The organism is Acetobacter pasteurianus subsp. pasteurianus LMG 1262 = NBRC 106471 (assembly GCF_000285275.1).
Lineage (GTDB): Bacteria > Pseudomonadota > Alphaproteobacteria > Acetobacterales > Acetobacteraceae > Acetobacter > Acetobacter pasteurianus.
Genome location: NZ_CADO01000005.1, coordinates 41,905 through 55,915 on the forward strand (window position 1 = coordinate 41,905; position 14,011 = coordinate 55,915).

General features: G+C 55.1%; 14 protein-coding genes and 1 tRNA gene. 4 read left to right on the top strand and 11 right to left on the bottom strand.

All coding sequences use genetic code 11. From position 1 onward, the window contains the following. Nucleotides 1-3 precede the first annotated feature (3 nt). The 6 genes from shc to hpnA all read right to left on the bottom strand — a co-directional run bounded on the left by shc (nucleotide 4) and on the right by hpnA (nucleotide 7,513). Nucleotides 4-1,974, bottom strand: a complete 1,971-nt coding sequence (gene shc, locus APA10_RS01850; RefSeq protein ID WP_003629187.1) for a squalene--hopene cyclase — start codon at nucleotides 1,972-1,974, stop codon at nucleotides 4-6. 65 nt (nucleotides 1,975-2,039) lie between these two features. Further along, nucleotides 2,040-3,338, bottom strand: coding sequence for a hydroxysqualene dehydroxylase HpnE (gene hpnE, locus APA10_RS01855; RefSeq protein ID WP_035365748.1), 1,299 nt, complete (start codon nucleotides 3,336-3,338; stop codon nucleotides 2,040-2,042). Between the two features lie 21 nt (nucleotides 3,339-3,359). Further along, on the bottom strand, nucleotides 3,360-4,238 hold the full coding sequence (gene hpnD / locus APA10_RS01860) for a presqualene diphosphate synthase HpnD (RefSeq protein WP_012812363.1): 879 nt from the start codon (nucleotides 4,236-4,238) through the stop codon (nucleotides 3,360-3,362). 98 nt (nucleotides 4,239-4,336) lie between these two features. Next, nucleotides 4,337-5,197: a squalene synthase HpnC gene (hpnC, locus tag APA10_RS01865; RefSeq protein WP_003629191.1), complete on the bottom strand. Its 861-nt coding sequence runs from the start codon at nucleotides 5,195-5,197 to the stop codon at nucleotides 4,337-4,339. A gap of 113 nt (nucleotides 5,198-5,310) precedes the next feature. Beyond that, nucleotides 5,311-6,507 carry a glycosyltransferase gene (locus APA10_RS01870; RefSeq protein ID WP_003629193.1) on the bottom strand — a complete coding sequence of 399 codons (1,197 nt, stop codon included), beginning with the start codon at nucleotides 6,505-6,507 and terminating at the stop codon, nucleotides 5,311-5,313. 10 nt (nucleotides 6,508-6,517) lie between these two features. Further along, on the bottom strand, nucleotides 6,518-7,513 hold the full coding sequence (hpnA, locus tag APA10_RS01875; RefSeq protein WP_003629194.1) for a hopanoid-associated sugar epimerase: 996 nt from the start codon (nucleotides 7,511-7,513) through the stop codon (nucleotides 6,518-6,520). A 194-nt stretch (nucleotides 7,514-7,707) separates the two neighbouring features. On the opposite strand from hpnA, the gene APA10_RS01880 reads away from it, so the two are divergent. Together APA10_RS01880 and APA10_RS01885 are read left to right on the top strand one after the other, a co-directional pair. Next, entirely contained in the window at nucleotides 7,708-8,799 is a 1,092-nt protein-coding gene (locus APA10_RS01880; RefSeq protein WP_003625629.1) for a lysylphosphatidylglycerol synthase domain-containing protein, read from the top strand. Nucleotides 8,800-8,806: 7 nt separating this feature from the next. After that, on the top strand, nucleotides 8,807-9,688 hold the full coding sequence (locus tag APA10_RS01885; RefSeq protein WP_003629195.1) for a prephenate/arogenate dehydrogenase family protein: 882 nt from the start codon (nucleotides 8,807-8,809) through the stop codon (nucleotides 9,686-9,688). A gap of 15 nt (nucleotides 9,689-9,703) precedes the next feature. On the opposite strand, the gene APA10_RS01890 is transcribed toward APA10_RS01885, so the two are convergent. The 3 genes from APA10_RS01890 to APA10_RS01900 all read right to left on the bottom strand — a co-directional run bounded on the left by APA10_RS01890 (nucleotide 9,704) and on the right by APA10_RS01900 (nucleotide 11,594). Next, nucleotides 9,704-10,393, bottom strand: coding sequence for a tetratricopeptide repeat protein (locus APA10_RS01890; protein ID WP_003629196.1), 690 nt, complete (start codon nucleotides 10,391-10,393; stop codon nucleotides 9,704-9,706). A 4-nt stretch (nucleotides 10,394-10,397) separates the two neighbouring features. After that, the gene (gene ykgO, locus APA10_RS14385; RefSeq protein WP_003625637.1) at nucleotides 10,398-10,523 is read right to left on the bottom strand and encodes a type B 50S ribosomal protein L36; all 126 of its coding nucleotides are present in this window, start codon (nucleotides 10,521-10,523) and stop codon (nucleotides 10,398-10,400) included. A gap of 108 nt (nucleotides 10,524-10,631) precedes the next feature. Continuing rightward, entirely contained in the window at nucleotides 10,632-11,594 is a 963-nt protein-coding gene (locus APA10_RS01900; protein ID WP_003629198.1) for a hydrogen peroxide-inducible genes activator, read from the bottom strand. A 180-nt stretch (nucleotides 11,595-11,774) separates the two neighbouring features. On the opposite strand from APA10_RS01900, the gene APA10_RS01905 reads away from it, so the two are divergent. Next, nucleotides 11,775-12,317 (top strand): peroxiredoxin, encoded by a 543-nt coding sequence (locus APA10_RS01905; RefSeq protein WP_012812366.1) that lies wholly within the window; start codon nucleotides 11,775-11,777, stop codon nucleotides 12,315-12,317. 204 nt (nucleotides 12,318-12,521) lie between these two features. After that, a complete protein-coding gene (locus APA10_RS01910) occupies nucleotides 12,522-13,049 on the top strand; it encodes a carboxymuconolactone decarboxylase family protein (RefSeq protein ID WP_003625645.1) in 528 nt (175 codons plus the stop codon). Nucleotides 13,050-13,147: 98 nt separating this feature from the next. On the opposite strand, the gene APA10_RS01915 is transcribed toward APA10_RS01910, so the two are convergent. Beyond that, nucleotides 13,148-13,224, bottom strand: a tRNA-Asp gene (locus APA10_RS01915). A gap of 149 nt (nucleotides 13,225-13,373) precedes the next feature. Continuing rightward, nucleotides 13,374-13,982: a YceI family protein gene (locus APA10_RS01920; RefSeq protein WP_035365752.1), complete on the bottom strand. Its 609-nt coding sequence runs from the start codon at nucleotides 13,980-13,982 to the stop codon at nucleotides 13,374-13,376. Nucleotides 13,983-14,011: the final 29 nt, after the last annotated feature.

Sequence of the window (14,011 nt, forward strand, 5' to 3'; positions counted from 1 at the left end):
GATTTAGAATCCAAAGGAAACGCGGCGCGTATTGCTGCTTTCAAGGTTGCGATAGCGCGCTAACGCCATAAGCGGGAAGAACTGCTTATAGCCGTGGTAACGCAGGTAAAACACTTTGGGGAAGCCAACAGCATTATAGGGGTCTTCATGCCATTCCCCGTTCGCATCCTGTTGGTCTGCCAACCATGCAATACCGCGTGTTACGGCTGGATCATCCCGCCGTCCTGCGGCCATCAGCCCCAGCACAGCCCATGCAGTTTGCGAGGGCAGGCTTTCGCCATATGTGCCGTGCGGGCCGCCTTCATAAGATTCGCAACCTTCACCCCAGCCACCATCTGCACGCTGGACGGAGCGTAGCCATTCCACAGCTTTCACCACGGCAGGGTCATCGTGGGAAACGCCAGCAGCATTCAGGGCGCACAGGGCAGACCATGTGCCGTAAATGTAGTTTGTGCCCCAGCGCCCAAACCAGGAGCCATCTTTTTCCTGCTCTTTGCGCAGATACTCCAGCCCGCGTTGAATAACGGGTTCATCTTCCGGGTTCCGCAATTGGGCCAGAAAGGAGATGCAGCGGGCGGTAACATCGGCAGTAGGTGGGTCTAGTAAGGCGCCGTGATCGGCAAAGGGAATGTGGTTGAGCACATCCTTGTTGTTGTCGATATCAAAAGCACCCCAGCCACCATCTGTGCTTTGCATGCCCACAATCCATGTGCGTGCGCGCTCAATGGCTTCAGCATTTGCGGGGTCGCCTTCACGGTGCAGCAACATGCCTACTACGGCTGTATCATCCACATCCGGGTAATAGTCGTTTCCGTATTGGAAAGCCCACCCACCGGGAGCCAGATTGGGGTTACGAACAGCCCAATCTCCCTTCACGTTCAGGATCTGCTTGCTGCGGAGCCATGCAGAGGCTTTTTTCAGCTCAGCAACAGTTTTTTCTGGTGCGATTCCATTGGGGCCGGAGGCTGCCTCAATCATGGCATGGCCAGAAAGTCCGGTGTCCCAAATGGGGGAAACACAGGGCTGGCAGTAAGCTTCGTCGTCTTTTTCAACGATGAGGGCCTGCACGGCTTCCCATGCCGTTTTTGCACGTGGGTCTTCATCCGGCACGCCCATGGCCCGATACATCATCACCACATTGGCCATGGCGGGGTAAATAGCCCCCAATCCATCTTTGCCGTTCAGGCGAGGCTCGATAAAATCAAGGGCGGCTTGAATAGCCTTTTTATGTGTTTTTTCGGGAACAAACGGCACGACCGGCCGTAAAACGCTATCCAGCCCTTTAAAAACATACCCCCATGCAGAGCGATAAGGGCCGCGGATCCAGTCCTGTACTTTTTCTGGTGGCGTTACAAACAGCTCGCGTACATGAACTTGCCGCGGATTTGCCGCCACAGGGCGCAGGGCTGCCAGCACCAGAAGCGGGGCAATAACGGTGCGAGACCAGTAAGACATATTCCACACGGAAAAGAATGCCTTGGCTGGTAGAAGCATTAACTCTACCGGCATAACCGGGGTTGCGCGCCACGGCACTTCCCCAAACAGAGCAAGCTGGGAGCGTGTGAATACGTTTGAGCGTTCTGCGCCGCCATGATCTAGAATGGCTTCTCGCGCACGTTGCATATGGGGGGCGTTAATATCATCCCCCACAGCTTTCAGCGCGAAATAGGCTTTTACAGTGGCTGAAAGGTCAAACTTGCCATTGTGGTAAAGAGGCCAGCCGCCGTGTTCTTCGCTTTGGATGCGGCGCAGGTAGATGGCAATTTTCTGCTCCAGCGCATCATCAATCCTGTCCATGAAATGTTCGAGCAGGATATATTCAGCAGGAATGGTGGCATCGGCTTCCAGTTCATAAACCCAATGCCCATCATCTTGCTGGGCCTGACTGAGCGCCGTATGCGCACTAAGGACCGCACGATCCAGAGCCTCTGAAGAAAGGCGTGATTCGGAAAGAGCACTCCCATCGGCGGCCATGTCAGAAAATCCTTTCTGCTTGCAAGCGTAAAGCTGTTTAGAGCGGAGTGTGTTTTAAAGGGTCATTACTGTGGGTGTTTGATGCCCAAAGTATGAACAGCCTGCACGCCAGACCGCATGGCCCCTTCAAGGGTTGCGGGCAGGCCGGTGTTTGTCCAGTCTCCGGCCAGAGCCAGATTTACCAAAGGTGTGGCTGGGCCGCAGCGCAGGCGGTTTTGTTCTGGCGTGGCGGCAAAGGTTGCGCGTTTTTCCCACACAACTCGTTGGGCTGCCGGTGCGGGCGGCAGAGGTTGCTCCAGCACGGCATCACAAGCGCGGCAAACTTCCTGCCAGATGGTGCGGGCCAGATCATCCTGATTCTGGTCTGCATAGCGGTTGGCAGCGCTTACAGTAACGGACAGGATGTTTTCACGCAGGAAAACCCATTCCGTTACACCGCCAATAACGCCCATAAATCCACATTGCGCAAAAGAGCCTTGTGGAATGGGGCGTTCATCCAGCCGGAAATGCAGGTTCAGAATGCTTTCAAATTCTGTTGGAACGGTTATGCCTGCAATCTTGTTGGCCAGCAGTGTGTGCGCCACAGGGGCGGGCACAGCCATGATGATGGAATCATCAGGCCCCAAGGCAATGTCTTCTTCGGGCGTATGCAGGGTTGTAATGCGTCCGCGCGCTTCTTCCACACCGGTAATGCGGCTTTGAGTGCGCACTTCTACATTCATATCCTGTAGGTGCTTGAGGGCCGGATCTACCAAGGTTTCGGAAAGACCGTCCTTGGCAAACCACGGAATACAGGCAGTACCACCCAAGGAAAGGGATTCACGAATAACAGCGCCCAGCAATGCGGCACTTCCGGTATCGGTAAGTGTATTGAGGGCAGAAATAGCAAACGGTTCTAACAGCCGCCGTGCCAAGGCACCGGGTAGCAGGCAATCAGCAACGGTTTCGTTTTCGCCAGCATTCATCAGACGGTACAGGCTGCGCAAATCTGGCAGACGCATATCCGGCACACGCCGATGCGGCTGAAACACCCACCACGGCATACGCCCGCGAGAGAGGTTTAATGTCCAGCGGGCATCTTCGGCTAGATCCACAAAGGGGAAAAGCGGCGCGTGGGGGCCTGTTAAGGTATCCAGCGCGCCAGTAAGCCCCAGATAACGGAAAACGGTTTTGTTGGCAGAAAGCAGCAGGTGGTTGCCGTTATCAATCCGGCAACCAAGCTGACGGTCCATATAAGAGCGCGCACGCCCACCGCAGGCGCGGCCAGCTTCGTGCACGATAATACGTGGGCCGGAGCCTGCGGCTTCCACCGCAGCAGCCAAACCGGCCATGCCCGCGCCAATAATATGCAGAGTGCCTGTCATCACCGTTTCCTTATCGTGCGATCAGGGGAGATAAGAGCAGGCGAGCGCGTAAACCTTGCCCACGGTGGAGCTTTCAGGCAGCTGACGCAGCACATCAGGGCCCCAGCCACGTTTGCGCAGGTTTTTCAGCACCGTTTCATAGCTGGCGCCCATAATGCGAGCTGGCAGCATGGTGCGCGGGCGGCAGAGCTTCATGGTGGCAAAAGCCGTGGTGAAGTGATCCTGCGCACGGGCGGCAATGATTTTGGTAACTTCCTGCAAGCCGGGTGCCGTAAGCGCCTTTACCGGATCATGCGGCACATTAAACCGGTCCAGTAGATCAGAAGGCAGATACAGGCGGCCGCGTGCGGCATCTTCGGGCAGATCACGCAGGATGTTGGTCAACTGCAGGGCGCGGCCCAGATGATAGGCTACTTTATTGCCTTCATCAGAGCATTCACCAAAGATACGCACAGACAAACGGCCTACGGCAGCGGCAACGCGGTCACAGTAAAGGTCCAGCGTTTTTTCATCCGGCGCCACAATCGGGCTGGCCGTATCCATCAGCATGCCATCAATAATGGCATCAAAATCTGCCTGTTGCAGGGCAAAGAACGGAATGGCAGCCAGTAGAACGCGCTCCAGCGGCTCATGTGGGGTTTCAAGCCGGTCCTGATACAGGTGGGCAATCTTTTTGTGCCATTCTTCCAACGCCTGCGTGCGTTCTGCCAGCGGGGCAAGCCCATCGGCAATATCGTCCACCACACGGCAGAAAGCGTAAATGGCATACATGCCGTAACGGCGCATGGGGGGCAGGATGCGCATGCCAGCGGCAAAGGAAGTTCCTGCCTGTTTGACCGTGCTTTCCACCCAGGCAAGATCAGCAGGATCACACCCAAGGGGGGTCGGCTCGTCATGCATCTGGATGTCTGGGGTTGTCACGCGCTTCTCACTTGTTGTTCGATTGTCAAAGTTATTTGGTCAGGCTCTTTTTACAGAAGTTCTGCCATTCGGAAAGGTCATGCCCATGCCCGCAGGGCCGCAATGGCTGCATGCATGCCGTCTGCCCGGCGCAAAGCCACACGTCCTGCCAGAGGGTCTTCACGCCGCAAACGGCGGGTGAGGCAGTGTGCCAAGTCTACAATGGCAGCACATTCCATACGGAACCGGCGGTCACGAATATGGGCGGCCAAGGCGGATGCCTGTTGGTTCAGGGCATCCACGCCATCCAGCATGGTGTTGAAAACGCGCCGCATGGCAGGAGAGGTGCTGCCTGCCAGCAGATCATCTTGCGATGTGCCGCAGCGTTGCATCAGGTCTGCCGGAATATAGCAGCGTTTCAGGCGTTTGAGGTCTCCCGCGCAATCCTGAAGGTGGTTCAGGATTTGCAGTGATGTGCAAAGTGCATCGGAAGGGGCAAAAGCCGCGGAAGATTCTTCATGCAGGCCGATCAGGTAACGGCCCACGGGGTTGGCGGAATATCGGCAGTATTGCAGCAGATCATTCCATGTTTGATAGACATGCCCGCGCGAATCGTCACGGAAAGCGATCAGCAGATCGGTTGCTGTTTCAAACGGCACATGTGTTTGCAGCAAAGACTGGCGCAGCGTGGCCGCACTTTGGGCATCGGGCCGGTTGATAGGTTCGCGCTTGCCCAGCAGAACCTCTTCCATTGCATTCAGGCGTGTAATCTTGTCATCTGGGGCAAGCGTTTCGCTGTCTGCAATGTCATCAATAACACGCGCGTAATCATAATAGGCATGCACGTGCGGGCGCAGCCTTTTGCTGATTAGCAGGGAACCGACGGGAAAGTTTTCATCCGAAGCTCCCTTGCCGGATGAAACGTCTGCTGTTCCCCATACGCTGGTTGTGTTGGTCATGCCTGGCTCAATATGATTGCGCGGTAAGGGCAGCCTCGTGATTTACATGAGGCTGCTGGGAATGCCTATCCCTTAACTGCGGCCCTGCCCAGAGGGAGGCCTTAAGATATATTTTAGGCGCGCCGGCTTTTTTGCTCTAGTGCGCGCCCATCATTAGGGATGGCTTCGGTGTAGGCGCGGTCTTTCCAGACCACACCTTTGCCCCGGTGATGGTTAAGGGCAGACCCGATTGTGGCGGCTGTATAAAACAGCGCGATAAACGGCAATGCCAATGCCCATAAGGGCGAAAGGCGAAAGCGCCGTAACGTGGGGATAAAGGAGCAAAGAGAGGCCACCAATGTGGCCGCTCCTACCCATTGTGCGGGCCCGTGTGCCAGAAAAGCAAGTGCTGCAGGGGCAAGCCATACGATCATCATGGCTAATACTGTCAGCACCAGTAGCGTAGGGGAAAAGCGCAACTGCACATAAGCTGTACGTGCAATCATACGCCAGATATCACCAGCCGTTGGATAGGGACGTACAGATTTTGCCAGGCAGGAATGCCCCAGATACAAGTGGCCGCCTGCCTGTTTAACGCAGCTTGCCAATGTGCAGTCATCTATCAAGGCGCCACGCAGGGCTTCAATGCCACCAATCTGGCGGAGCATATCACGCCGCAGTAAAATGGTGCCACCTGCGGCCCCGGCTGTTTTATCCTTGGGGTTGTTCACTTTGGCAAACGGGTAAAGCAGGGCAAAAAAGAACACGAAAGCTGGCACCAAGGCGCGCTCGGCAAGGCTTTCGCACTGGAGTTCCACCATTTCGGAAACCATGTGCAGGCGGTCTGTTTGTGCCTTGGCCACCAAGGTAGAAACATGCGCAGGTGCATGAAGAATATCTGCATCTGTAAACAGCATGTAACCGCTGCCATCTGCACATTGGCGTTCGGCTTCTGCCACACCTTGGGCAACGGCCCATAGTTTGCCACTCCACCCGGCAGAAGGATCTGCCCCATCTACAACTGTCAGCCGGTTATGGGGGTCTGGCAGAGCACGGGCCAATGCGCCGGTATTATCCGTGCTGCGATCATTTACCAAAATAACGGAAAGGCGGCCCACGTAATCCTGCGCCAGCAGAGAGGAAAGGGCGGGCTGGATGGAATCAGCTTCATCTCGGGCAGGCACAACCACCGTAACATCCGGCGCAATGTCCATATGCGTTCGGCCTGCCTCTGCAGGGCGCAGAATGGGGCCAGCTTGCCAGAACTTTCCATGAAAAAATATCAGCCCGATCCAGATAATGGCGCATAAAATAGCCAGAGCCAGTATCACCGCTGCGCTCCTATTTCAGCATGCCGTTATTGCGGAACCAGGTAATGGCATCTTCTACTGCCTTGCGGGCTGGGCGCGGGTTATACCCCAGTTCACGCTTGGCTTTATCGGACGAGAAGAACATTTTCTTGCGCGACATGGCCAGCATCTCACGCGTAACGCGTGGGTTGATGCCAAAGGAGCGGGAAAGCCATTCGGATACAATAGCTACAGGCCAGATCACTTCCTGTGGCAGCCGGATTTTTGGTGGCGGCACGTGGGCAATTTCTGAAACCATGGCGAACAGATCGCCCAGCAGGTAATTTTCTCCACCCAGAATATATTTTTCGCCAATTGTGCCGCGTTCCAGCGCCAGCGCATGGCCTTCTGCCACGTCATCTACATGCACAATGTTCACGCCTGTATCCACATAGGCAGGCATGCGGCCAGCGGCGCAATCCAGAATCATCTGCCCGGTGGGGGTAGGCTTGATGTCTCGCGGGCCAACAGGGGTGGAGGGGTTAACGATAACAGCCGGTAGCCCTTGATCACGCACCAGTTGCAGCACTTCCTGCTCGGCCCGGTATTTGGAGCGCTTGTAAATGCCAATAACGGCATGTTCCTGCACAGGCGTGTTTTCATCGGCAATGGAGCCATCACCAATCAGGCCCAATGCTGCGACAGAGGAACAATACACAATTTTTTCAACACCAGCCGCTTTTGCCGCAAGCATAAGCTGGCGCGTGCCCTCTACGTTTGCCGTCATCATGGGGCCGGGGTCTGGCACCCACAGGCGGTAATCAGCCGCAACGTGAAACACGTAGCGGCAGCCTTCTACCGCACGGGCAAAGGTTTCGGGGCGAGAAAGGTCACCGTCCACCAGATCGGCAGGAATATCGGCAATATTGCGTTTGTCGCTGCCATCGCGCACCATTAGCCGCAGGGAATGCCCCCGTTCCAGCAAAGTGCGGGCTACGGCGGAACCAACAAAGCCTGTTGCGCCGGTTACGAGGGTATGGGCAGTCATGAGAATATACGCTCCCCCAGAGGTACGATACGTAAATAAAAAGTGGTAAGGACGTTAATCCCGAACGGCAGGTCTGTTTCTTTATCCTGCTGTCCGAGGTGGCGCCAGACCCCGTGGTGGTGTAAGGGGACGGACCAATCACACACACACACTGATGCGTTTTTTGCTTTTTACCACATGGCAAAGGGCCTTGGGTGTGCTGGACAGACAGAGCTGGGGCCTTGAAGAAGCTTACGGTTTTTCTTACTTTTCTCGGGCTTGTGGCCGTTACGGCAGCAATGGCATGGAGCGGTTTCGATTCCGTTTTGCATGCTGTTATGCGTATAGGTCTGGGCGGCTTTCTTGTAATGGTATGCTGCCAGTTGCTGGTAGATGGCGTTCTGGGGCTGGCCTGGCATGCGGCTTTTCCCGAACTGGGCTATTTCAGGCTGTTGTCTGCCCGTATGGTGCGTGACGCCGCAGCAACATGTCTGCCTTTTTCTCAGCTTGGTGGCATTGTTATCGGCATTCGGGCCACGTGCTCATCGCATGGGTTTTATAAAGGCGATAAGCGGGAAGTAGCGTTGCCAGAGGCCGCTTGCGCCAATCTGGTAGATATCACCACGGAAGTGATGGGGCAGGTGGCGTTTGTGCTGCTGGCTGTTGCTTTTCTGGTGGCGCATCAGCGTTCCAGCCCGTTTGTTGTGCCCGTGGTGTGTGGCGCGGTGTTCCTGATTGCAGGTACCGCCGGGTTTATCTGGACCCAGCGGCATGGTGGTAATCTGTTCCGTAAATTTGGTGGCACATTTACCCGCAGCCTTGCCTCCCAATGGCATGAAAATCTCACGCAAGGCGCGGATGATCTGCAAGAGCAGATGGAAGCTGCATGGAGCCGCCCGTGGCATATCTGCCGTTCTGCGCTGTACCATTTTGTGGGATGGCTGGGCAGCGCGGCCATGCTTTGGCTGACGGCACGTTTTTTGGGGGCGCATCTTTCCTTCCCCAATGCCGTTGCCGTGGAAGGTGTCACCTGCGCCATCATGTCTTTGGGCTTTCTGGTGCCCGGTAGTCTGGGTGTGCAGGAAGGGGCCTATATGGCGCTGGGCCATGCTTTTGGTATTGATCCTTCTGTCTCGCTGGGGCTTTCCCTGCTGCGCCGCGGGCGTGAGATCATTATTGGCATTCCCGTTCTATTGGCGTGGCAGTTCATGGAAATGCACGGTTTGCGGGGTAATGATAAAACGGATGAGGACAAGGCTGCTTATCCCCCACCTTCTTCAGTGGTGAAGGATTCCCACCTTGGCTGAGAACACTGTGCCTGTTTTTGATACGCTGGCTGTTATTGGGCCGGGGCTTATCGGGTCTTCCGTACTGCGGCGCGCACAGGCGGAGGGAAATCTGGCCCGCAAGCTTATAGCGGTGGATCAGAGCCCAAATGTATGTGCCCGTGTGGCGGAACTGGGTATTGCGGATGAAGTGACAACAGATGCCGCAGCCGCAGCCGCACAGGCGGATTGCGTGATGTTATGCGTGCCTGTTGGCGCTATGGGGCCAGTGGCCGCACAAGTTGTTCCGGCCATGAAGCCCGGCGCGATATTGACTGATGTTGGCTCTACCAAAGTATCGGTGATTGAGGCTATTAGCCCTTCACTTCGGGCAGATGTGTCTTACGTGCCTACGCACCCCATGGCAGGCACAGAATTTTCTGGCCCAGATGCCGGGCTGGCAGATTTGTTTGAGAATCGTTGGTGCCTGATTACGCCGTTAGACTGCACCACCGCAGAGGCGCTGCAAAAAGTACGCACCTTGTGGGAGCGTTGCGGTGCCCGTTTGCGTGAAATGACACCCGCACATCATGATCGTGTTTGCGCCATTGTAAGCCATCTGCCGCATTTGCTGGCTTTCACCATTTGTGGCACAGCAGATGATCTGGCGAGCGAAACGCGCTCCGAAGTGTTGGATTTTGCTGCATCCGGGTTTCGGGATTTTACGCGTATTGCAGCATCAGATCCCATCATGTGGCGGGATATCTTCCTGTCTAATCGCGAAGCACTGCTGGAAATGCTGGGCCGGTTTATGGAAGATGCGCAGGCCATGGCGCGCGCCATCCGGTGGGAAGATTCTGATTATATTGTGGATCGGATTGAGCGGGGCCGTAAAATTCGCAAAAGCCTGATAGAGAACAAGCAGGCCTAAAGGCCCGATTCCCTATCAGGTAGGTTGCCCGTAGGCTTTGATGTGCAGTGCATCCAGCCGCTTGTGGTTGCGGTCTGTCATGGGGCTGAGTTCCAGCACCTTCTGCCATGCTTTCAGGGCAGCTTTGCCATCGTTGCGATGTTCTTCAACACTGGCCAGAAGGCTCCAGCTTTCCACATCCAGCGGATCACGCTGCAAAGCCTCACCAATGTCGGTGATGGCTCCTTTTAGGTCTCCAGCCACAAGGCGCATTTGGGCGCGTGTGCGCCATAGAATGGCTTGGTCGGGTTGCAGGGCTAGGGCATCGCCTATGTCTTCTACCGCATCATCTGGCTTATCAGTTGTCAGGTCTTTTTCAGCCCGACGGACCAAAAGCTGTGTGGTGGGGGAGAGTTTGGCGGAGCGGAGGGCTTCCAGCTTTTCTTGCAGACCATGAGCTTCTTCTGGCGTTTTGGCATGAGCCAATGCCGTAGAGAGCTGTTTTATCTGCTCAGCAACGCTGCTGGGATGTTGCGTAGCCGTATTTGCCTGTAAAGGCGCGGAGGGGGCTGTCGGCGCATTGGCTTGTGCCCACACCGTGGCAGGAAGGCCAGCATATATTGCGCAGAGGCCGACAAACAAAAACCCGTTTCTCCGGCAAGCGGAAAAACGGGTTTTACGCATGGCATGCGTGTTCAGCCAGCCAAAGAGGGCCGGATGAGGCATGAAATTAGCCCTGACGAGCTTTCATGCGAGGGTTCTTCTTGTTGATAACATAAACCCGGCCGCGACGACGCACTACACGGCAGTCTTTATCGCGCACTTTGGCCGACTTCAGGCTGTTTCTGATTTTCATGGCCCGTTTTCTCCGCCGATGCTGATGGACGTACAAAATAAGTTGGCTCGGCACATACCGGGTGCGTGCGTTAGAGTCAATATTTCTCGCAGTTTCGGGCGCATTTTCTTATAATTTAACGGCTTTATTTGTTTTGCGAGAGGTGGATACAGGTGGGGCCAGAGCCGAAAAGGTTGTGGCAAGTGTCTGAAAATCGGCTGCGCGGGGAGATCTCGGCCGCCATGCCAACCCAATGGTGCGCCGCGCCAGATCACTGGTGAGGGGGCGGGCAATAAGGTTGCGCCCATGCAGAATGCCCGCATGGATGGCCAGTTCCGGCATGATAGCAATGCCCAACCCTAGTTCCACCATTTCGGCCATGGAGTGAAGAGACATGGCGGTAAAGGTGGAGTCGCTTTCGCCTTCAGATCCGCTGCGGCTTGGGCTTTGGCGGCAGATGGCCAGAGTTTGATCGCGCAGGCAGTGGCCATCTTCCATCATGATCATGCTGTGTTCGGATAACTGAGAAGCCGGCACGGCAGGTAAGGCAGAAAATGGATGGTCGGGCGGCATAATCACCCGGAAGGGGTCTTGCCATAATGGGTGCGTTTCAGTGCCATCACACAGGCAGGGCATGGCCAGCACCAGTATATCCAATTGGCCGAGTGAGAGCTTTTCAAGCAGATGTTCGGTGGTGTCTTCCGTAATGGAGAGCAAAAGGCGCGGGAAATGTTCACGCAGATTACGCACAAGCTGCGGAATCAGAAATGGCCCGATGGTTGGAATAATGCCGACTCGTAATGGCCCTGTCAGTGGTGTGCGGGCTGCGGCTGCCAGTTGTGGCACGGCTTCCAGCGCGGCTAGTGCCTGCCGGGCCTTGAGCGCAATTTCGTGCCCCAAAGGGGTGAACACCACTTTTTTGCTCACGGTGCGGTCCAGCAAAGGGGCATCAAGCTGGCGTTCCAGCGCCATAATGCCAGCGGAAAGGGTGGATTGCGTTACAGCGCAAGCGGCGGCGGCCCGCCCGAAATGGCGCAGTTCTGAAAGGGTGATCAGATAGCGTAATTGCTGGGCAGAAGGCAGCGGCAGCACGGCGTGATTTCCTGATGCAATGTATCTGAGAGGCAAATGTTCGGCATTTCATCGAATACTTCAATGATTTTGATATAAAATATTCATTGGCTTAAATGAAAAAGCCGCGCCATACAGGACAACACAGCCGGTGGCATGTTGGTGCTGCATGGCGTGTGCCAAGCTATAAGGAGCAAGATTATGCTGACAGTTGGCGATAAATTTCCAAGCTTTGATCTGACCGCCGTTCCTGGTGGCCCGGAAGGCCTGAAGGGCGACTTCGTTCAGATTTCTGACAAGAGCGATGCCGGTAAGTGGAAGATCGTATTCTTCTGGCCGATGGACTTCACGTTCGTCTGCCCGACAGAAATCGTTGCTTTCGGTAAGCTGGCCAAAGACTTCGCTGATCGTGATGCCGTTGTGTACGGTGTGTCCATCGACAGCCAGTTCGTGCACCTTAACTGGCGCCTGCATCATGATGACCTGAAGGATCTGCCGATCCCGATGCTGGCTGACATCAAGCGTGAGCTGACAGAAGGCACAGGCGTTCTGGCTAAAGAAGCCGGCGTTGCCCTGCGCGCTACCTTTGTTGTGGACCCGCATGGCGTGATTCGCCACGTGTCCGTCAACGATCTGTCCGTTGGTCGTAACCCACAGGAAATCCTGCGTATTCTGGATGGCCTGCAGAGCGACGAACTGTGCCCATGTAACTGGAAGAAGGGTGACGACTTTATTAAAGTCTGAGCCTGAAAATTTCATCCGGCCTGCGGGGCGGATGAGGCGGTGCGGGTGGCATATGCCACCCGTTGCCTTCTTCCATGAAGGGGGAGGCGGTGGCCCTGATGTGGTTACCAACTGCGCCAGATAATGGTGCAGCTTACGCGGCAAAAACCGTGCTGGCGCTATGCGTCTGATTTTTCCCGAATAACCTGAAAACTGGAAAACGCTATGTCCATTGATGCAATCAAGGATCGTATTCCCGATTATGCCAAGGATCTGCGGCTTAATCTCAGCTCCTTGGCCAATGATGTTACGCTGACACCGCAGCAGCTTGCAGGCACATTTGTGGCATCTGCATTGGCAGCCCGGAATGATGAAGTAACATCAGCCATTGTGGCGCAGTTTGCTTCAACACTGTCACCGGAAGCACTGACGGCAGCTAAATCAGCCAACGCCATTATGGCCATGAACAATATTTACTATCGCTTTGTGCACATGGCAGGTGGTGAATATTCCAAAATGCCTGCACAGCTGCGCATGAGCGTGATTGCGAAGCCCGGCGTAGAAAAAGCTGATTTTGAACTGTGGTGTCTGGCTGTTTCTGTGATCAACGGGTGTGATCTGTGCGTGACCAGCCATGAAAAGATCGTGCGTGAAGCATTGGGGGCATCTGCCGTGCAAACAGCTGCGCGTATTGCTGCCACAGTGCATGCCGTTGCAGTTATTCTGCAGGGTGCCAGCGCTTTAGGTGATTGAAGCTGAAAAGCCTTACTTCCGGCTGCTTAGCAGCCGGACAAAAGCAGGCCGCACCACTTTTGTGTTCCTAAAGAAAATAAATTTTTAAGGAAATAAAGTGGCGCGAGTGACGGGGCTCGAACCCGCGACCTCCGGCGTGACAGGCCGGCGCTCTAACCAACTGAGCTACACCCGCAGTTTCAACGCGCTTTCGTGCGTTGGTATGTCGCGCTTTATAGCGATGTTTTCGCGTTTGGCAACAGGGTTTTCATAAAAAAATTCATTTCAGGAAAATTTTCTCTCGCTACACCCAGAAAAACGGCAATTTCTTTTGAATGGAATGGCTTATTTTGCCTTTTCAAACGCACCAGCAATGGAAAGCTCCACTTTGTCTGCCACCATAGGCACATAGGTTTTTATGCCATAGGCACTGCGTTTGAGCTCCCCCGTGGCCTGAAAGCCCACAGTATAGGTTTTGTTCATGGGGTTTTGCCCCGCACCTATAAAGCGTGCATGCAGGATGAGTGGCTGTGTAATGCCATGTAGCGTGAATTGCCCTTCAATATCGGCGGTGTCTGTGCCGGTTTGTGTGATTTTGGAGGAAACAAATTCAGCCTTGGGGTAGTGGGCCACATCAAACCACTCAGATGTTTTCAGCTCTTCGGTCAGCTTGGTGCTGGGTGTCAGAATGCTGCCAACAGGGATGGAAACGCTCAGCCGGGATTCTGCTGGCTGGGCAGGATCAAGTGCAAGCGTGCCCGATGCGTTTGAGAAAAAGCCGGTATAATTGGTAAAGCCCAGATGGAGCACAGAAAACACCACCTGTGTGTGGTTGGGATCTACGGCGTAATTTCCCTGTTCAACAGCGGAAAAGGCTGGAGCAGCTTGAGCTGTTGAGAGAACAAAGGTTAATCCCACAAGTGTCAGGAAAGGGCGCGGGAAAAGAGTGCTCATAAGCTGTTCCTTCAAAAACGAGAGCTTTG

Excerpts from the sequence above, each read along its gene's own strand:
- APA10_RS01920 (WP_035365752.1), bottom strand. The coding sequence starts at position 13,982 with ATGAGCACTCTTTTCCCGCGCCCTTTCCTGACACTTGTGGGATTAACC.
- APA10_RS01890 (WP_003629196.1), bottom strand. The coding sequence starts at position 10,393 with ATGCCTCATCCGGCCCTCTTTGGCTGGCTGAACACGCATGCCATGCGT.
- APA10_RS01905 (WP_012812366.1), top strand. The coding sequence starts at position 11,775 with ATGCTGACAGTTGGCGATAAATTTCCAAGCTTTGATCTGACCGCCGTT.
- hpnD (WP_012812363.1), bottom strand. The coding sequence starts at position 4,238 with ATGCATGACGAGCCGACCCCCCTTGGGTGTGATCCTGCTGATCTTGCC.
- shc (WP_003629187.1), bottom strand. The coding sequence starts at position 1,974 with ATGGCCGCCGATGGGAGTGCTCTTTCCGAATCACGCCTTTCTTCAGAG.
- hpnC (WP_003629191.1), bottom strand. The coding sequence starts at position 5,197 with ATGACCAACACAACCAGCGTATGGGGAACAGCAGACGTTTCATCCGGC.
- hpnA (WP_003629194.1), bottom strand. The coding sequence starts at position 7,513 with ATGACTGCCCATACCCTCGTAACCGGCGCAACAGGCTTTGTTGGTTCC.
- APA10_RS01910 (WP_003625645.1), top strand. The coding sequence starts at position 12,522 with ATGTCCATTGATGCAATCAAGGATCGTATTCCCGATTATGCCAAGGAT.
- ykgO (WP_003625637.1), bottom strand. The coding sequence starts at position 10,523 with ATGAAAATCAGAAACAGCCTGAAGTCGGCCAAAGTGCGCGATAAAGAC.
- hpnE (WP_035365748.1), bottom strand. The coding sequence starts at position 3,338 with ATGACAGGCACTCTGCATATTATTGGCGCGGGCATGGCCGGTTTGGCT.